14 protein-coding genes and 2 pseudogenes are annotated in these 18,113 nt (G+C 69.3%); 9 read left to right on the top strand and 7 right to left on the bottom strand.

Annotated features, from left to right (window positions below):
- The first annotated feature begins 11 nt into the window (after positions 1-11).
- Positions 12-2,441, top strand: coding sequence for an ATP-binding SpoIIE family protein phosphatase (locus ABT147_RS28075; RefSeq protein ID WP_351411046.1), 2,430 nt, complete (start codon positions 12-14; stop codon positions 2,439-2,441).
- Positions 2,442-2,872: 431 nt separating this feature from the next.
- Here ABT147_RS28075 and ABT147_RS28070 read toward each other — a convergent pair whose 3' ends face one another.
- From ABT147_RS28070 to ABT147_RS28055, 4 genes and pseudogenes are all read right to left on the bottom strand, one after another.
- Positions 2,873-4,054, bottom strand: a complete 1,182-nt coding sequence (locus tag ABT147_RS28070; protein WP_351411044.1) for a sialidase family protein — start codon at positions 4,052-4,054, stop codon at positions 2,873-2,875.
- Complete coding sequence (locus tag ABT147_RS28065) at positions 4,042-4,614, bottom strand: RICIN domain-containing protein (protein ID WP_351411041.1); 573 nt, start codon at positions 4,612-4,614, stop codon at positions 4,042-4,044. Before ABT147_RS28065 ends, ABT147_RS28070 begins: the two co-directional genes overlap by 13 nt.
- 176 nt (positions 4,615-4,790) lie before the next feature.
- Positions 4,791-4,880, bottom strand: a pseudogene (locus ABT147_RS47415) (IS5 family transposase); the annotation flags it as partial.
- A gap of 486 nt (positions 4,881-5,366) precedes the next feature.
- Entirely contained in the window at positions 5,367-6,275 is a 909-nt protein-coding gene (locus ABT147_RS28055) for an NADP-dependent oxidoreductase (protein WP_351411039.1), read from the bottom strand.
- A gap of 426 nt (positions 6,276-6,701) precedes the next feature.
- On the opposite strand from ABT147_RS28055, the gene ABT147_RS28050 reads away from it, so the two are divergent.
- The 7 genes from ABT147_RS28050 to ABT147_RS28020 all read left to right on the top strand — a co-directional run bounded on the left by ABT147_RS28050 (position 6,702) and on the right by ABT147_RS28020 (position 13,757).
- Positions 6,702-7,058, top strand: coding sequence for a MerR family transcriptional regulator (locus ABT147_RS28050; protein WP_351411037.1), 357 nt, complete (start codon positions 6,702-6,704; stop codon positions 7,056-7,058).
- 267 nt (positions 7,059-7,325) lie between these two features.
- Positions 7,326-7,880, top strand: a complete 555-nt coding sequence (locus ABT147_RS28045; protein ID WP_351411036.1) for a SigE family RNA polymerase sigma factor — start codon at positions 7,326-7,328, stop codon at positions 7,878-7,880.
- Complete coding sequence (locus ABT147_RS28040; RefSeq protein WP_351411034.1) at positions 7,877-9,250, top strand: outer membrane protein assembly factor BamB family protein; 1,374 nt, start codon at positions 7,877-7,879, stop codon at positions 9,248-9,250. The genes ABT147_RS28045 and ABT147_RS28040 overlap by 4 nt, the downstream gene beginning before the upstream one ends.
- A 206-nt stretch (positions 9,251-9,456) precedes the next feature.
- Positions 9,457-9,663: a hypothetical protein gene (locus ABT147_RS28035; RefSeq protein WP_351411031.1), complete on the top strand. Its 207-nt coding sequence runs from the start codon at positions 9,457-9,459 to the stop codon at positions 9,661-9,663.
- A gap of 211 nt (positions 9,664-9,874) precedes the next feature.
- Positions 9,875-10,897 (top strand): S66 peptidase family protein, encoded by a 1,023-nt coding sequence (locus ABT147_RS28030; RefSeq protein ID WP_351411029.1) that lies wholly within the window; start codon positions 9,875-9,877, stop codon positions 10,895-10,897.
- A gap of 348 nt (positions 10,898-11,245) precedes the next feature.
- Entirely contained in the window at positions 11,246-12,334 is a 1,089-nt protein-coding gene (locus ABT147_RS28025) for a homoserine dehydrogenase (RefSeq protein ID WP_351411026.1), read from the top strand.
- Positions 12,327-13,757, top strand: a complete 1,431-nt coding sequence (locus ABT147_RS28020) for an aldehyde dehydrogenase family protein (RefSeq protein ID WP_351411024.1) — start codon at positions 12,327-12,329, stop codon at positions 13,755-13,757. The genes ABT147_RS28025 and ABT147_RS28020 overlap by 8 nt, the downstream gene beginning before the upstream one ends.
- Positions 13,758-13,889: 132 nt before the next feature.
- Here ABT147_RS28020 and ABT147_RS28015 read toward each other — a convergent pair whose 3' ends face one another.
- The 3 genes from ABT147_RS28015 to solA all read right to left on the bottom strand — a co-directional run bounded on the left by ABT147_RS28015 (position 13,890) and on the right by solA (position 16,995).
- The gene (locus ABT147_RS28015) at positions 13,890-14,351 is read right to left on the bottom strand and encodes an Lrp/AsnC family transcriptional regulator (RefSeq protein ID WP_351411021.1); all 462 of its coding nucleotides are present in this window, start codon (positions 14,349-14,351) and stop codon (positions 13,890-13,892) included.
- A gap of 514 nt (positions 14,352-14,865) precedes the next feature.
- Positions 14,866-15,837 carry a succinylglutamate desuccinylase/aspartoacylase family protein gene (locus tag ABT147_RS28010; protein ID WP_351411019.1) on the bottom strand — a complete coding sequence of 324 codons (972 nt, stop codon included), beginning with the start codon at positions 15,835-15,837 and terminating at the stop codon, positions 14,866-14,868.
- 18 nt (positions 15,838-15,855) lie between these two features.
- On the bottom strand, positions 15,856-16,995 hold the full coding sequence (gene solA, locus ABT147_RS28005; RefSeq protein WP_351411017.1) for an N-methyl-L-tryptophan oxidase: 1,140 nt from the start codon (positions 16,993-16,995) through the stop codon (positions 15,856-15,858).
- A gap of 752 nt (positions 16,996-17,747) precedes the next feature.
- Between solA and ABT147_RS47410 the strand changes: the two are divergent.
- A pseudogene (locus ABT147_RS47410) lies at positions 17,748-18,034 on the top strand (glycoside hydrolase); the annotation flags it as partial.
- Positions 18,035-18,113: the final 79 nt, after the last annotated feature.

Genomic DNA, 18,113 nt, shown 5'->3' with positions numbered 1-18,113 from the left:
GCCGGACGATCGTGAAAGGTGCTCTTCCGCTGGGCGAGAAGATCAGGAACGCCACCATGGACCGTTGCGGCGAACCGCCCGACCGACCCACACACCCACGGGACGAAGCACGCACCGACGCCTCCGTCACCATCGCCGTGCAGGACGCCGGCGGGCGTGTGGCTTACTGGACCCGCGACGCCCAGAGGCTTCTCGGCCACACCCCCGAGGAGATCGTCGGCAAGCCCCTGACCGATCTCCTCTCCCTCGACGGCCGGACCTTCCGGCACCGCGACGGACGACTGCTGGGCATCCGGGTCCAGGTGTCCCCGCTGCTGGACGCTGAGCGAGGGGCCGCCTCCCTCGTCACCGCCGTGCCGACCTCGGCGGGGCGGACGCCACCGGACGACACGCTGATCCAATGGATGTTCGAGCAGCATCCCCGGGTCCTGGCCGTCTACGACACCGACGCGCGGGCGGTCAGGGCGAACAAGGCGGCTGCGCGGGTGGCCGGTTTCTCGGACGACCACGTCCGAGGGCGACGCATCACCGAATTCCTCCAGGGGCCAGGATTCAACGAGGTCGAGCGACTGATCCTGCGGGTGGGCAGGACCGGCGTGCCCGAATCCGCCGAGCATGTCGTGGCGCTGCCGCGAGAGAACAGGGCACATGCCTGGGCCGTGGACATGTTTCCGTTGCGGGACGGGGACGACCGGGTGCGGGCGGTGGGTCTGACGGCGGAGGACTACTCCGCCGAGTACAACAGCCGCCGGCGGCTCGCCCTGATGAGCAAGGCCAGGACCCGCATCGGCATGACCCTCGATCCGGTCGGCACCGCGCGGGAACTCGCCGACGTCGTGGTTCCCCGCTTCGCGGACTTCATCGGCATCGACGTTCACGACGTCGTTCTTCAGGGTTCGCTGCCTCCCCGAGGGTCGGCCGCCGAGCCCGCGCGGCTGCGTCGGGCAGCGCAGCGTGGCTCCCGCCCGCTCCCGCCCGACGCGCTGCGCGATGCGAACGACGTACACACCCCTCCCCGTTCGTCCCCGATCGCGCGCTGCCTGGCCGGTGGCGGAGCGGAACTCCGGGATCTCACGGATCCGGACATCGTCCGATGGCTGAGGGAGGACCCCCTCCACGCCGCGCACGTCGACGCCTTCGGGGCGCACTCCATGATCGCTGCACCCATCCGTGCCCATGGCGTGGTTCTCGGTGCGGTCCTTCTCTTCCGCTACGCGACCTCACCCGACCCCTTCGGCCCGGAGGACCTGATCATCACCGAGGACCTGGTGGCCAGGGCCGCCGTGTGCCTGGACAATGCCCGCCGCTTCGTCCACGAGCGCGGCACCGCACTGGCGCTGCAGCGCTCGCTGCTCCCCAGCAGGCCCACGGTCCATCCGACCGTGGAGACGGCTTCGCGTTATGTTCCCGCCCACGGCGGTGCGAGCACCGGCGGCGACTGGTTCGACGTGATCCCCCTGCCGGGAGCACGGATCGGACTTGTCGTCGGTGATGTCGTGGGCCACGGCATCAGTGCTTCGGCCACCATGGGCCGGCTCCGTATGGCGGTACGCACGCTCGCCGACATCGACCTGCCGCCCGAGGAACTCCTGACCCACCTCGACGACATCGTGACCCACTCCGAGTCCGCACAGAGCGAGGACGCGGACATCCCGGGTGAGATCGGCGCCACCTGCCTCTACGCCGTCTACAACCCGGTCTCCAGAACCTGCGCGCTGGCCCGCGCAGGCCATCCGGCCCCGATCCTGGTCCATCCGGACGGCACGACGCAGGTGGTCGACCTGCCCGCCGGGCCTCCGCTGGGGCTGGGCAGCCTACCCTTCGAGGCCACCGAGGTGACGCTTCCGGAGGGCAGCCTGCTGGCACTGTTCACCGACGGCCTGTACGCGAGCCGGGACCGCGACATCGACGAAGGCATGCTCGCCCTGCGTCAGGCTCTCGCCAGGCCCGCGCCCTCACTCACCGAACTGTGTGACGGTGTCGTGGACACACTGCGCCCGTCCGCCGACACCGACGACGTCGCCCTGCTGCTGATACGTGCCCGAGGCCTCGGCCGGGACAGGCTGGCCTCCTGGAAGCTCCCCAGCGATCCCGCGATCGTGGCGGAGTCACGCAGACGCATTCGTGACCGTCTCACCGCGTGGGAGCTGGAGGACGCCGCGTTCATCACGGAGCTCGTCGTCAGCGAGTTGGTCACCAACGCCATCCGTCACGCCACCGGTCCGATCCAACTACGCCTGATCAAGGATCAGACCCTCACGTGCGAGGTCTCCGACGGCAGCACCATCAGTCCCCATCTGCGCCGGGCCCGCCTGAGCGACGAAGGGGGACGCGGACTGCTGCTCGTCGCCCAGCTCAGCGAACGGTGGGGCACGCGCTACACCCCTGCGGGAAAGACCATCTGGGCTGAGCAACTCATCAGCCCGGACTCGGCTGCGTAGGCTCAGGGCCGTCCACGTCGGGCTGTCGCCCCAGAGACGGGGACCTCACAGTCTCTCGCCGGAGGCACGGTCCGTGTTCCACACGGTCGACAGGCGCCTGGAGCAACCCGCGCCGAAACCACAGTCATCGGCTGCTCTCTAAAGGGTGTTGCACAAGGCCGTGTTCGGGCAGGTCAGGGCCCGTGATCGCGGACTTCTGGTCATGATGCGAGCGTGAGGTCGTGCATGTGGGCGACGGCCTGGAAACTTTGAGCCTGTCAAGGATCTGATGAGTCCGAGATGTCAACTGAGTCTTGAGACCTCACAGATCACAGTGGCCATGGCCCACCCTGGCCCTGCAAACGGGCTGAGTGGGCCGAACTGCTTCGTGAAGATCCGCCGACCCGGCTGCTCCCCCTCCGGAAGCAGTTGGGTCGGCGGAGCCGGTCGGTCTACGTGTCGGAGATGTCGAGCTTGCTCACCAGGATGGCCGAGGTGTCGTGCTCCCAGACGATGAAGTACTTGCCGGGCGCGTACTCATCGCCCATCGGGTACGTGTCCCAGCCGGCGCCGGTACCGGCCGGCGTCGGGTCGGTGGGGCCGGCGGGGTCGGCGAACAGCTTGCTGCTCGACCAGGCCGCGCCACCGGGGTTCTTGGTCCGGTAGTTCAGGGCCTGCCGGATCGGGTTCGAGTCGGTGTTGTAGATGGTCAGATACCGGCCGGTGCTGTCCTTGGTGAAGTAGCTCTTGGAGTCGTTGTTGGGCACGTTGTAGTCCAGGCCGAGGTTGCTCCAGGACTCGCCACCGTTCGTGCTGGTGGCCGTCAACGCGAACGTCGGTGACGTGCCGTCAGGGGGACTGCTGCGTGCAACCATGAGCAGCTTGGTCGGGTCGTCCTGCGAGATGACCAACTGCGGCTCGCCGGGCAGGTGGTCGGTCGGGTTGGGTGCGGCGGTGCCGGCCGTCCAGTCCTGGAGGTTGTCCGAGTACAGCGCCCCGACCTTCCGGCCCGTCCACCAGGCCGGCATGACATATCTCTTTTTGTCGGCCATCCAGACCGGGCGCCCGGCTAGGGCGAGGTTCCCGTGGTCGGCGAGCGGCAGATTGACGGTGAAGTCGTGCCAGGTGTGCCCCCCGTCGGTGCTCTCCTTGGCGACGATGGCGTCGATCGGCAGGCCTCTGCGGTTCGCGGGCGAGGTTCTGCCCATGTACGCGAGGATGCGGTCACCCGTCTTGTAGAGCTCGACGTAGTGCCAGGAGTGCTCGCTGGTCTCCTGCGCCAGCGTCTGCGGACGACTCCAGGTCGCGCCGCCGTCGGTGGTGTACGAGTACCGGATGTACCCGTGGTCGACGACCGGTCCCGAGGTGTCGGTGATCACCGTGGCAGTGGTGCCTTCCCGCCACACCACGACCGCGTCGTTCGCGCTGGTGCTGATGATGTCGGGGGTGCGGGGCCCGTCTCCCTCGGTCGCCGTGTTCTGGTAGGCGACCTTCGGGACCGAGATGGTCGCGGCGGATGCGCGGTCCGGGGCGATGAGCAGGGTCACGAGCAGCGCGGCGACGAGACCGAGGAGACCTGCCAGGAGGGCCGGCCGGGGCTGTCGCGAGAACCGTTGTTCCGTTACCAGAGCCATTGCTGATCCTTGTTCGTGCCGCAGGTCCACTGAGCGGGCTTGACTCCGTTGGCCGTTTCGGTGCTGAGGACGGCCAGGCAGAACTTGCTGTTGGCATTCGTCAGCCGGTCGATGGAGTCGTGTGCCCAGACCTGCTCGCCGCCGTTACCGCCGCCGCAGGTCGACTGGACGGAGACGGCCCCCTGCACCTTGCTGTTGCTCGCCACGGCGAGACATCTTCCGCTCGCCAGGTTCTTCACCTGGTAGCCGCCCGTCACGGGGATGAGCGCCCAGTACTGGGTCTCGCTCGTGCTGCACGTCCACTGGATCAGCTCGGCGCCTTCGACGTCCGTGTAGGGGCCCGGCACGGCGAGGCACTTTCCGGTGCCCTGGTTGTAGAGCCGGGCGTAGACGGGGTCCGCGGCGGCCTCGGCGGTGACCGCCGCGGCCGTGGTGGTCGTGGTGGCGCTGGTGGTCTGTGCCGCCGTCGCCGTGCCGGTGAGCGAGGAACCGGTCAGGACAGGCGCGGTCAGCAGGGCGACGGCCGCCATGGCGAGGGGAATCCGAAAGGGTCTACCCATGGAGGAGTTCTCTCGAGTCGGGTGAAACGTACGTGCTCATCACGGCACCAGAATGCGCAGTGGGTCCTGAGGCTGTCGTTACCACCGGGTCCACAGAGTATTTGACGCTGCGTCTACTCGCCCTCCACCCGCCGCGCGTCTGCCGTCCGCCGTCCGCCGCGGTCCGGCCCGCCGCGGCGCTCGAAGCGCCAGGCGGACAGCACCGGCTCGATCAACTCCCAGCGGGCATCGGTCAGATCACTCGGGTACGGGCGTCGCGCAGGCATGCTTCCGGCGTACCGCTCCGGACCAAGTGCGCCCAGGCGCACATCAGTGACGGCGGAAGCACGCAGAAGAACCGGGCGTCGCGGGATGAGACAGGAACAAGCCTCATCCCGCACCACCCGTCAGCCCATCCGATTCACAGGCCCCAATCGCACCCGCTGCCTCGCCCGCACCACAAACCCACAATCCCACGCTCCGGGAACCGGCTTGTATAAGAGCCATACGGATGGCAATGACCTCTCAGAACCCGTATTCGAACCCTTCTCACGGGGCTGCTGAAGCTGGATGAGGCTAGTGCCCCGTGGGCGACGGCTCATGTGCCACGTGTGGTGCCCGAGTGGGGGCGGCCTGCTTGACGAGGCGCCATGGAGATCGGCGTGCTCCGGACCGCCCGCTCGCCGGTACCGATCGAGGGCACGCTCGCCACGCGGGCCCGCACGTTGCGAGTTACCTACCTCGTGGGCCTGTTCAGATATGGATCGGCCTGTTCAGATGCAGATAACGATCTTTCCTCGGGTGCGTCCGCGCTCGGCGTGCGCGTGGGCGTCGGCGATCCGCTCCAGGGGGTAGGCCTGATCGATACGGGGTGTGTAGCGGCCTTGCCCGCCCAGTTCCGCCGCCGCGGACAGGAGAGTGGAGTCGTTCACCGCGTTGACCACATGCGTGCCCAGGCGCTGCCCGCCCGCGTGGTCGGCGACCGTCGCAACGCGCTTCGGGTCGCCCGCGATCGCGACGAGGTCGTCCAGGGAGCCGGAGCCCGCGGTGTCGAGCACGATGTCGACGCCGTGCGGAGCGAGGGTGGCGAGGCGCTGTGCGAGGCCGGGGCCGTAGGTGGTGGGAACGGCGCCGAGAGAGGTGAGGAACTCGTGGTTGCGTTCGCTGGCTGTCCCGATCACGGTGGCAGCACCTTGTGCCACGGCGATCTCGACCGCCGCGCTGCCCACGCCTCCGGCGGCGCCCTCGACGAGGAGGGTGCGCCCCGCGAGGGGGCCGAGCGCGTTCAGTCCACCTATCGCGGTCACGGACGCGAGACCGGCGCCCGCGGCCTGCTCGTCGTTCCACGTGGCGGGGGTGTGCGCCCAGGCCGAGAGGACGAGCAGCTCCGCGGTCGCACCGGTGACACCGCCCAGCCCGAAGACCCGGTCGCCGATGCTCACCCCCTGTACCCCGTCGCCGATCTCGTCGACCACACCGGCGCCGTCGCGCCCGGGTATGTCGGGCAGATCCAGGGGGAAGATCTGGTGCAGGGCGCCGGAGCGCAGCTTCCAGTCGATGGGATTGACGCTGGCCGCCGCGACGCGGACACGAATCTCACCGGGTCCGGGGTGGGGGTCGGGGGCCTGCTCGATCACCAGGCTCTCCGCTCCGCCGTATTCGTGGAACCGGGCTGCGCGCATAATGGTCTGCCTCACTTTGACGGGCCGGAATGACGTGTTCTTCCGACGCTCGTCACTCTAGAACCTGACGTTGACGTGAGGTGCAAGTCGCAACTGCCGCCCGGCCGGTGGAGGGCAGGCGCGGATGGGTGAGGTTGCCGGGCGGGCGGGGGTGAGCGTGGGGGCCTGCGCCACTACGAGGGGGCACGCGGCCCGTCACGGTCGACACCCATGTGCCCTCGGGCGGGCTCGGCGATCCCGGCACGATGCGAGGACCGCCGTACGTACGTGAGCCGCGTGAACGCCCTCGGGTCCGCCACCGGGTCATGATCAATACCGGCGCCGGCGACGGTTCGACCGGCCCCCGGGGCTGCCCATGGAGCCGGTATTGCTAGCCTGAACCTGACGTCAACGTGAGGTATAAACGGGAAGGGAGTGGCCTGCGTCATGCGCATCGGACAGCTCGCCAGGCGGTCAGGGGTCAGCGTGCGGGCCCTGCGCTACTACGAGGAACAGCGGCTCCTGGAATCGGTGCGGACGCCCGGTGGGCAGCGTGACTATCCCGACGAAGCCCTGGAGCGGGTCCAGCTCATCCAGGACCTCTTCGCGGCCGGCCTCTCCAGCCGTACCGTCGTCGAACTCCTGCCGTGCGTGAGCACCGGCGTCGCGACCCCCGCCATGCTCGACCAACTCATCATCGAACGCGACCGCATCGCCGCACGCATCCAGGACCTGACCCGGGCCAAGACCAAACTCGGCCGCGTGATCGAGAATGTGACCGCGGCGAACGTGGCACAGGACTGATCAACCCGTCGCGAGGGGTGGGGCCCCGACCTGTCCGGCATCCACCGGGCGACATCGCGCGTGAACAGGTCTCCCCACCCGGTGTCCCGAACCAATAGCTGGTGATCCGCCGCTTGCCCTGCTGCGTCCAGGATGGAAAGGAGTGCGGGGACCCGTGCGTTCGGCGGCCGCGTACCTCCCCGAGGGCGGACGCACAATCTTCCTCGACGAGGGATAGCCGTGCGCGGCTCAGCACGTCTTAAGGAGTGCCGAGAAGGGGGAGGGTTGATGAAAGCGTCGAGTCACGACGAGTTCCGGGAGTTCGTAGCGATGCGCTCCACCGCGCTGTTGCGGCTCGCGGTGCTGCTCACGGGCGGTGACCGGCATGGAGCCGAGGATCTGCTGCAGATCGCGTTGATGAAGGTCTACGGACGCTGGTCGAGCATCGAGCAGCCCGAGGCGTATGTGCGGCAGGTCATGTACCGCCAGCAGCTCAACCGCTGGCGGCTGCGCGGACACCGCGCGGAGACGTCGGTGCCCGTACTGCCCGAATCGGGCACCGACGCCGACGCCGGGGCGGAGTCCGAGCTGCGGATCGCGCTGTGGGCGGCGCTCGCGCGACTGACGAAGCGCCAGCGGGCCGTGGTCGTCCTGCGCTACTTCGAGGACCTGCCGGAGGCCGAGGTCGCGGCGCTGCTGAGGTGCCCGGTCGGCACCGTGCGCAGCACGGCACACAGATCCCTCGCCAAACTCCGGGCCCTCGTACCGGAACTGGGCCCCGCCGGGCCCGCGGACGAACAGTCACAGCAGCTCAGCTTTACGCCGAAGGGGGCTCAGGGATGACGACGGAACTGGTGGAGCAGAAGGTCCGGGAGACGCTGCACGCCGTCGACCTGGACCGCGTACGGGCGCCCGGCGACCTGGTCGAGAAGGTGATGCGGCGGCGCGCCCGGCGCCGCTTCTCGCAGGTGGCGGGGACGGCGGCGGCCGTGGCCGCGATCACCGTGGGGGCGGTGTTCGGTTTCGGGGGCGGCGGGGTGAGCGACCAGGACCGGCCGGCGCGGCCGGCGCAGTCGCCGGAGGGCTGGCAGCCGTGGCGGACCGACGCGCGGGGCGCCGTCGAGCGGGGCTGCCTGGTGGACGGCTCGGCGCTGTACTGCGCCGGGTCCAAGTACGACGCCGCGAAGTTCGACGCGAACACCGGCGAACGGCTGTGGACGGTCAAGGTCAACGGCGACGGCGGCTTCGGGGCCGACCATCCGGTCGCCGTGCGCGACGGCGTGTTCTACGGCTACCGCAACCACACCGCCGAGAAGGGGCAGGACGGGAACTACGCCCCCGGCACCGACCTGATGGCGGTGGACACCGACAGCGGCGAGGTGCTGTGGACGGTGGCGCTGGCGAGCGACAACCGCGACGACCAGGCCGTCCTGCTCATCGACGGCGCGGTCCTGGCCAACACCCCGAAGGACCGGACGCTGTCGGCCGTCGATCCGCGGACCGGCAAGGTGAAGTGGCGCCACAGCTGGGGCAAGGGCATCTGGTGCGACCGGGTGGTGCTGAGCGGCGTCCCCTACCTGCTGTGCTCGCCGGAGACCAAGAAGCCCGGCCCGACCGACGCCCTCCGTCTCGACCCGACCACCGGACGGACCACCAAGGTCACGGCCCTGCCCGGCAGGCAGCAGATCGTCGGGACCTGGGGGGACCGGATCGTCCTGACCAGGATGCCGGAGCGGGCGAGCGTGGTCTTCGAGACGGAGCAGCAGAAAGCGAGGACCGAGAGGCTGACCGTCATCGACAGCTCGGGCAGGCAGACCCCGCTGTCCTACCCGGTCCAGGGGACGCCGGCCGCCAAGGCCCTCGTCGGTGACCGTCTGATCTCCGTGTCCCGTGCGGGCCAGGCGTCCTCCTACTCACTCACGACAGGAAAGACCCTGTGGACCACCCCGGTCGGCATCAAGGTGCCCGACACCGAAGCAAACTGGCCCGACCTGGCGAAACCGGTGGTGTCGCCGCACCGGAACGTCGTGTACTTCTTCGGCCCGGACGGCGATCTGTCCGGCCTCGACGCGAACACGGGCGAACGGATCTGGCGCGGTCACGTCGACGCCGGCAAACACGGGGCCATGCCCGAGGCCCTGCTCTACGGGGACGTACTGATCGCCCGGAGCGGCAGCAGGATGGTCTCCTTCCTGCCCAGCCTGGGCGGCTGACCGCCTGCCCCCGGCCCGGACGGTAACCCCCGTCCGGGCCGGGGGCACCTCACCTCCGGCCCGGAGGCGGGCCCGGCCCGTCCCGTTCGGGGGTGAAACACGGCGCCTATGCACTCGGGACAGCAGCTTCCTCTCCCCCGGTCCGGCCGAAGAGGTCGCCGTCGCGGGTGGGGGTGCGCTGGCTCCCGCCCGTCGTCATCGCCCGCTTGCCGCAGAAGCACGGCTACAACTCCGACGTCGTCGCCCAGTTCAAGGTGCGACGCCCCGGCGAGGCCAAGACGGTGGCCTGGGGCGAGTTCTGCCACGGCCCGGCGTCCGACGACCAGGTCAGACTGTACGAACGCCTCGCCAGCAGGAGCCTTCGTCCTGGCCGTCGGCGCCTGGAAGGTGTGGCCGTGCCAGGGCAGGCCTGAGCCGCAGATGTTCGCTGAGGAGCACTGGCAGGGGCGGTGCTGTTCGGCTCCACCCGGAGCGACTCCAACTGGCCCCGGTTCGGGGACGATTCACAAGGACCAAGCTTCATGAAGTGGCCCCGGAGGGCGGCTTGTTCCGGGCCCAGGGGCTTCCTGGATGGACGCCGGTAAATGTGTCGCGTGTTACTGAGGGTGTCGGGATACTGCCTCGGTGACTCTTGCTGCGCTGCCTCAACTGCTTCGACCTCGTGCCCTGAGGCCCGGAGATCTCGTCGTTGTCGCATCGCTGTCCGGGCCGCTCCACGCCGCTGACGAGCCCGACCTCAAGCAGGCGGTGGTCGTGCTCGAGCGGATGGGATTCCGGGTGCGTCGGGCACCGCTCCTCGATGCAGGGCGGCACCGTTGGTGGAGCGCGGCTCGGCCGGCGGAGATCGCCGAAGAGCTCAACGCTCTTCTGCGAGATCCCGAGGTGCGCGCGATCATCGCGCATGACGGCGGCCAGACGGCGCTCGGATACCTCGATCTGATCGACTTCGAGGCGATCACCGCCGACCCCAAGCCGATCCTCGGTTTCAGCGACATCTCGCTGCTGCATCTGGTGTTCTACGCGCGCACGGGTCTGGTCGGCTTCCATACCGACCTGGCCACCCCTGGACTCGGCGGACACTGGCAGCGCGCGACTGCGGCACGCAGGGCGGAACTCGAGGAGCTCTACTCGACGCTGCTGACCGGTACCGAGCCGATCGGCCCGCTGCCCGCCACCCCGACGTGGGAGTGCTGGCGTGCCGGTCGCACCGAAGGCCGACTGATCGGCGGAGTGATCAACCGCATCGTGCTGAACCAGGCGACGTCCTACGCGCTGCCGCTCGAACGGTTCGACGGCGCGGTGCTGTTCTGGGAGGAGGCGGGAGGCCTGGCAGCGTATGTGTGGAGCTATCTGCAGGTACTGCGGCACGCCGGCATCCTCGACCGGATCTCCGGCATGGTCGTGGGCATCCCGGACGGGATCGACGGACTCGACTCGCCCGACGCGTCCCCGACCCTGCGCGAGATCGTCCTCGATGTCCTCGGCGACCGTGACATCCCGGTCCTGGGCAACGTCGAGTTCGGACACGCCGGCCCGAATCTGCCGATGCCGGTCGGTATCCGCGTCGCCCTCGACGCGCAGCAGCGGACGCTGTCGCTGCTTGAACCGGCAGTACACCCGCTCACGGGGAGCGGAGCGGGCGGCTGAGCGATGCGGATCAGTGAACCGACAGCCTCGGCAGCACGCGCCACGAGGTGAGTCACGGCGCTGACGTAGGTTCATGCCTCGGACCCAACGAGGGCTGGGGCACGCGACAAGGCGGGTCAGACCGACCGAAGTGAATGACGCCTGAGCGCCTCCGAGCGTCTCTGCCTCCACGGCACCCCTCCTCGTTTCCAGCTCGGTATTGCCGGAGGCCGGGGCTGCGAATCGCTATAGGACAGAGCAGATCGGCATGCGTCGTGGCCGTTGTGACATGGAGCAGGTGACAGGCACAGCAGCGAGGCTCCTCAGCAGCCGCACCGTGAAGGCGGCGGACTGCGAAGGAGCGATCTCATGGGCCGATACGATCTCGCCCTCATCGGATTCGGTGGCGTCAATCGCGCGCTTGCCGAACTCATGTCCCAGCGCGGGGACCGCCTGGCGGAGGAGCTGGGCTTCACCCTGCGGGTGGTGGCGATCACCGATCTGCGAGCCGGTTCCCTGGTGGACACCGGCGGCATCGATCTGGCGCCGTTGCTGGCCGCCGATCCCGGGGAGCTGAGCTTCGCGGGCCTGGCCGGCGGCAGCGCCGACCCGCGCAATGAGTGGGTGATCCGCGAAGTCCCGGCCGACATCGTCGTGGAGGCGACGTTCACCAACCCCACCGACGGCGAGCCCGCCCTCTCCCATGTGCGCTGGGCCCTGGAATCGGGCAAGCACGTGTGCACCACCAACAAGGGACCGGTCGCGCTCGCCGGCCGCGCGCTGAAGCGGCTGGCTGCCGCGCGTGGTGTCAGCTTCGAGTTCGAGGGCTCGGTTCTCAGCGGCACCCCCGTCCTGCGCACCGCCGAGCGCATGTTCGGCGGCCTGGCGATCACCGGCGTCCAGGGCATCATGAACGGCACCTCGAACTACATCCTCGGCCGCCTCGAAGAAGGCATCGAGCTGTCGGCGGCCATCACCGAAGCCCAGGAACTCGGGTACGCCGAAGCCGACCCCACGGCGGACATCGAGGGCCACGACGTCCAGCTCAAGGTGATGATCCTGGCCAACGAGGTCCTCGGCGCCGACCTGCGCCGCGAGGACGTCTTCTGCGAGGGCATCTCCTCGCTCACCCCGCACGAGGTGCGGGACGCCGCCTCGAAGGGGCTGCGGTGGAAGCTGGTCGGCTCCGCCACCCGCCACGACGACGGCAGCGTCGACGCCCGTGTCACCCCGCTCGCGCTGCCCGCCCAGCACCCGCTCTCCGGGATCTCCGGCCCGGTCAACGCGGTCGCCTTCGACACCGACCTCCTCGGCACCGTCATGGTGTCCGGGCCGGGCGCCGGTCGTACCGAGACCGCCTACGCCCTGCTGTCGGACATCACCGCCATCCACCAGCGTCACGCGGACGACGACACCGCCCCCACGCGCCCCGTTCTGAAGGAGACCCACCGTGTCTGACACCGCCGTGCCCCCCGGCATCGCACTCGGTACCGACACCACGCTCGTGCGCAACCCCTACACCGGCGAGGTCATCGCCTCGGTGCCCACCGTCGACGCGGGCGCCGTCGGCGGCATCCTGCAGCAGGCCAGGTGTGGGCGCCGTACCGCGGCCGCGCTGTCCCGCGCCTCCAGAGCCGCGGTCCTGGAACGCGCCGCCCGCCTGATCCGGCGGCGCTCCGAGTCCTTCGCCCAGCTGATCGTCAGCGAGGCCGGCAAGACCATCGTCCAGGCCCGCAAGGAAGTCGCCCGCGCGGTCAACACGCTGGCCCTGTCCGGAGCCGAGGTACGGCGCAACGCCGGTGAGGTCATCCCCTTCGACTCCTATGAGGGCTCGGAGAAACGGCAGGGCTGGTTCACCCGCGAACCGCTGGGCATCATCGCCGCCATCACGCCGTTCAACGACCCGCTCAACCTGGTCGCCCACAAGCTCGGCCCGGCCATCGCCGGGGGCAACGCGGTCATCCTCAAACCGTCCGCGCTGACTCCGCTGTCCGCGCTGCGCCTGGTCGACACCCTCATCGAGGCCGGCCTGCCCGAGGAGATCGTCACCGTCGTCAACGGCGATGCCGGCATCGCCGCCGCGATCGTGGACGCCCCCGACGTGCGCATGGTGTCCTTCACCGGCGGATTCGCCACGGGCGAGGCCATCTCCCGCGCGGCGGGCCTCAAGAAGCTCGCCATGGACCTCGGCGGCAACGCCCCGGTCATCGTCATGGACGACGCCGACTTGGACGAGGCCGTGGCCTCCTGTGTCTCCGGCGCGTTCTGGGCCGCGGGCCAGAACTGCATCGGCACCCAGCGGATCCTCATCGCGGCGGAGGTCTACGAGCGCTTCCGCGACGCCTTCGTCGCCCGCACCGAGCTGCTGCGCGTCGGCGACCCGCTCGACGAGCGCACGGATGTCGGTCCCATGATCACTCAGGAGGCCGCGGCCGCCACCCGGGCCAAGGTGGACACGGCGGTGGCCGAGGGCGCGGTGCTGCTGTGCGGCAACGACGCCACCGGTTCCCTGTACGCTCCGGCCGTCCTGGAAGACGTGCCGGCGACCTGCTCCATCTGGCAGGAGGAGGTGTTCGCCCCGGTCGTCGTGCTGCAGCCGTTCACGTCCTTCGAGGACGCCATCGAACAAGCCAACGCCATCGACTACAGCCTCCACGCGGGCATCTTCACCTCGCGCCTGGATCGCGCCCTGACCGCGGCCCGGCTGCTGGAAGCCGGCGGAGTCATGATCAACGACTCGTCCGACTACCGCTTCGACGCCATGCCGTTCGGCGGATTCAAGTACGGCAGCATGGGCCGCGAGGGTGTGCGCTTCGCCTTCGAGGAGATGACCCAGCCCAAGGTCGTCTGCGTCAACCACATCACTGACGTGGTCCAATGACCGCCTTCCGTCCCCCGCACATCGGCTGTGCGGCCGCCGCCTGGATTGCGAGAGGCCCTCTCGACAGGACGAACGCGGTGGACCCCGTGACCCGGGGCGGACCGCTCGGCCGGGAACACACCACCGCGCGGCTCACCCCGCTGCCACCGGCCCCTGCTCTCCTCGCGGACGGTTGACGACGCTGGACAGGGTGAGCGCGGTGACCGTGTCCCGTACGCCGGGCATCTGGGCGATGTCCTCCCAGATGCCCCGTACACGTTCCAGCGAGGCCGCCTCCAGGCGCACCATGATGTCGAAGTCGCCGCTGAGGATCTCGCAGATGACGACCTCCGGAATGCGCTTGAGCGCGGCCAGGACATCACCACCGCGCATGCGGTCCTGGCGGTACACGAGTACGAGCGCCGAGACCACTTCGGCGGTGTCGTCGCCCGCGCGAACGATGGTGTAGCCGGCGATGTGGCCCTGGCGCTCCAGACGTTCGATGCGCTGGCGCACCGCATTGCGGGACAGCAGCACCTTGCCGGCCAGCTCGGAGTGCGAGATGCGGGCGTTGCGGGTCAGCTCGGCGATGATCTTCTCGTCGATGGTGTCCACAGCGGACCGTCTCCTTCGCGAATCGGTCGAGGTTGCGAACCCCCGTAGCAAGCGGGACTGCCGCAGACCATGAGGCGGCGCGGCCACGACAACCGCCCGGACCCCTGCTATTTCCGCGAGAGAAGGGCCTCCGGCGCAACCGGGTGCCTCAGACGAGGCCGTGGCGGCGGGCCTTCAGCAGGCCGCCGCTCCGGTCCAAGCGGACCAGGCTGGTCGCGGAGCTTCTTGCGCTGTGCCTGTCGCAGTGGCCGGCTTGACGCCAGCCACCTTGACGGACGGTGTGGCGACAGCGAGTTGAGCCGCGAGTCCACTCCAACCAGCGTTGTGACGGCCGCTTCGTTCTTCAGCCACCGGTCGATGTCCGTGTCGAAGCCCTTGTCGTAGTGGTTGGGCGCACCGGCGAGTGCGTTGCGCTCGTCCTCCGTGAGTTGGGGTAGGCCACAGGGAAGGAGGGTTCAACGGGAAGGCCCGCTCACTGAGATGGCAACGGTTCAGTGGGCGGGCCTGAGGCCCGTCAGTCGTGGGGGGTGGCGATGGCGGCGAGGTGTGTGCCGGGGCGCACGGTCAGACCGTTCATGTTGTAGATGATCGTTCCGGTGGAGACGGCGGAGACCTTGTGTTCGGCGCCGTCGACCGGGTCGATGACGCGGCCGATGGTCTGCCCCTCGGTCACCTCGTCACCGGTGACCGCGTCCGGGTACCAGAGGCCTGCGGCCGGAGACTCGACCTCGCCCGTCCAGATCCAGTCGCGCGGCTGCACGGTCACCGGTGCGAGGTGCTGCGGCGCCTCGATGACGCCGAGGTGGTGCAGGAGCCGGTACAGGCCGTCGAGCAACCTGCGTACGGCGGCCGGGTCCCGGTCGCCGAGTTGGCCGGTCTCGACGAGGATCGCGGGGATGCCCTGCCGGTTCGCGGCGGCGTGGCTGTTGCCGCCGTCCGGGCTGGTGCCGAAGATGACCAGCTCGTATCCGACCGCGTGGGCCATTCCCTTGTTCTTCGCGTCCAGTTCGGCGTCGCCGGTCAGGCGGTAGCCGACGAAGTCGAGCAGGTGCTGGTCGATGCCGCCGCTGTGCAGGTCCACGTAGGCGTCGGCGCCGTCGATCAGGTTCTCGAACAGCCAGGCCGCCATGCGGTCGGTGGGGCCGCCGTCCTTGTCGCCGGGGAAGACGCGGTTGATGTTGACGCCGTCCAGCGGGGAGATGTTGAGCCTGCCCCCGTAGACGGCCGGCGGATTGGCCACGGGGCAGATCACCACCTGGCCGGCGACCTCGTCCGGTTCCAGCAGCCCGGCCAGGCGGGCGGCGGCATCGACGCCGATGAACTCACCGCCGTGGACACCACCGGTGATCACGACCCTGGGGCCGGGCCGGGCGCCGTTGACGAGGATCAGGGGCACCTCCGCCGTCGTGGAGCCGAGATCGGCGGGCAAGCTCTCGCGGGTCTTCCGGCCGGGCTCAGCCCGCAGTCGGCCGATGGTCAGGGTCATGTGCTTCCTCGTTCGGACTCAGGCCGCGGCGCGGCCGTTCGTGGTGATGAAGTCGATCGGCTGGGAGGTGAGGCCCTGAAGGGCGAGGTCCGCGGCGATGTCGCCCATGGCGGGCGAAATCTTGAAGCCCTGGCCGGAGAAGCCGGCCAGCAGGACGATGTCGTCGCAGCCCGGCAGGGGACCGACCAACGGCAGGGTGCTGTCGGTGTAGCCCTCCATGAACACGGACAGACGCACCGGGTCGGGGTTCAGGCCGGGCAGATGGCGACGCACCACCGTGGTGAAGGTCTCCAGTTCCTCCGGTGTGACGGTCCGGTCCAGCTGGTTGGGGTCGTCCACGGGCTTGTGGTGCGGCTGGGGCAGGCCCAGCTTGACGGCCAGGCCGTCCGGGGACGGGATGCCGTAGAAGGGGATGTCGCCGCAACGGATGAAGGCGGGACGCTCGGCGTCTGCCGGGTGGTCCTGGTGGGGCAGGAACCACGCGCTGATCGCGCGGTAGACGCTCACTTCCCACGGCAGGTCGGGAAGCAGGTCGCCCACCCAGGGGCCGGGAGTGACGACGGCGGCGTCGAAGCGCTCGGTGTCGGTGTCGGTGCGGATCTCCACGCCTCCCCCGGCGACGGGAGTGACGTCCCGCACCGGGGTGTAGCGGCGGATCCGGGCCCCCAGCTCCTCGGCACGCCGGGCCGCGGTCTGGACCGTGAGCTCGGGGCGGACGAACCCCGCGTGGGGGTCGAGGACCACCAGGTCGCCGTCGTCGACACGGAACTGCGGGAAACGCTTCGCCAGCGCCTCGGTGTCGATCACCTCGTGGTCGAGGCCGTACTCGGCGACGCCCTGCATGACGGTACGCATCTCGGGGTCGTCGGCCGGACCCATGACCAGAGCCCCGGTCAGACGGCGCAGTTCCCGCCCGGTCTCGGCCTGCAACTGTTTCCAGAGGGCGTCGGCGTGCCGGACGAGCGGCACATAGCGGCCGTCGTGGGTCTGCACGCTGCGGAAGACCCGGGTCTCGCCGCCTGCGGCACTGCGGTCGTGGCCGGGGGCGAAGCGGTCGTAGGCCACGACTTCCGCGCCCCGTGCCGCCAGCCGCCAGGCGGCCTGGCTGCCCATCGTGCCGGTACCGACGACGGCGACACGTCTCCTCGCAGCTGACACAGGGCTTTCCTTTCGTACCGCCGGGCCGCAAGTTGGGCCCCGAGAGTGGGGATGCTTGGTGGCGAATTGGAGGGGAGCACACCCTTTGGGGCCCTAATACTCGCATTCATGCCGGGGCCGGAATCGACCCTGACCCTCAGACCTTCCAAAGTTGTGCCACATTGTGGAATGTCATGCTAGTATCTGGCACAGAGAATGACAGCGGCCCAGCAGGCAGTCAAGAGGGTGTCCTGCAGAATCTCTGCTTGGCTCTGTCGAGGATCTTGGGTGGTCGGGCTCAGGTGCCGAGGTTCGCCAGAGTCGTTCGATGTTCACGGCGATGGCCGTGAGGACGTGTTGCAGGTGGGTTTTCGGTTGTCCCGGTAGCGGCAGTGGCGCATGCCGTGTCCGTGGGCGAACTCGTTGATGGTGCCCTGGACTCCTGGGCGGACCGCATAGCGAGCCTTCCCGTCGGGGGTCCGTGATGGTGCAGCGGGTGCGGGCCGGGCAGGGGCGGCACTGCGCAGGGCGCATAGCTGCGTAGTACATGCAGCCCGAAAGGCATACAAGTGAGGCCCACGGCCAGGCAGGCCTTGACCGCGGAAAGCAGTCGGGCAACCTGGTTCGGGTTCGACACACAGTCTGGGGCGACTTCGTCAGCAAACTCCGGTGCCGTCCAGCGAAGACCCGCCAGGGGGTTCTGTGTGAAGTATCCGCGTGCAACAGCAACAGCACATACTTCGTTGACCGCAGCCTTCTTTCGTTTCACGCTCTTGCCTCCGCCCAACGAGTGGGGCACACCGTTCCAGGTCCCGTCCTCCATGCGGGACACGATCACGGCCGTGGCCTCATCGCTGCTGGGCCGTTCACGGCTGTCGTCCCCGCAGGCCCCACCCCGCCTGCGAACCTCACGCCCCTCGACGGGACGCTCTACGTCGACCCGTCCGGGCAGCCGTGGAGGGTGTACGCACACGAGTGGCTGCAGACCATCGACGGACCGATGGAAGCGATCCGCCTGGCCCCGGGCCTGTTCCGCACGATCGGAGACCCGGTCTTCCTCCCCGACGCGGCGCTGCACTGCACTGCACTGCACTGCACTGCGGACAGGCCTGACAGATTGGACAGGTGCGACGCGACGC

This window comes from Streptomyces sp. NPDC001868, assembly GCF_040297125.1.
Taxonomy (GTDB): Bacteria; Actinomycetota; Actinomycetes; order Streptomycetales; family Streptomycetaceae; genus Streptomyces.
The sequence above is the reverse complement of the archived record's forward strand: the minus strand, read 5'-3'. Positions and strand labels throughout refer to the sequence as shown.

Excerpts from the sequence above, each read along its gene's own strand:
- ABT147_RS28010 (WP_351411019.1), bottom strand. The coding sequence starts at position 15,837 with ATGACCCTGACCATCGGCCGACTGCGGGCTGAGCCCGGCCGGAAGACC.
- ABT147_RS28025 (WP_351411026.1), top strand. The coding sequence starts at position 11,246 with ATGGGCCGATACGATCTCGCCCTCATCGGATTCGGTGGCGTCAATCGC.
- ABT147_RS28065 (WP_351411041.1), bottom strand. The coding sequence starts at position 4,614 with ATGGGTAGACCCTTTCGGATTCCCCTCGCCATGGCGGCCGTCGCCCTG.
- ABT147_RS28055 (WP_351411039.1), bottom strand. The coding sequence starts at position 6,275 with ATGCGCGCAGCCCGGTTCCACGAATACGGCGGAGCGGAGAGCCTGGTG.
- ABT147_RS28045 (WP_351411036.1), top strand. The coding sequence starts at position 7,326 with ATGAAAGCGTCGAGTCACGACGAGTTCCGGGAGTTCGTAGCGATGCGC.
- ABT147_RS28070 (WP_351411044.1), bottom strand. The coding sequence starts at position 4,054 with ATGGCTCTGGTAACGGAACAACGGTTCTCGCGACAGCCCCGGCCGGCC.
- ABT147_RS28050 (WP_351411037.1), top strand. The coding sequence starts at position 6,702 with ATGCGCATCGGACAGCTCGCCAGGCGGTCAGGGGTCAGCGTGCGGGCC.
- ABT147_RS28040 (WP_351411034.1), top strand. The coding sequence starts at position 7,877 with ATGACGACGGAACTGGTGGAGCAGAAGGTCCGGGAGACGCTGCACGCC.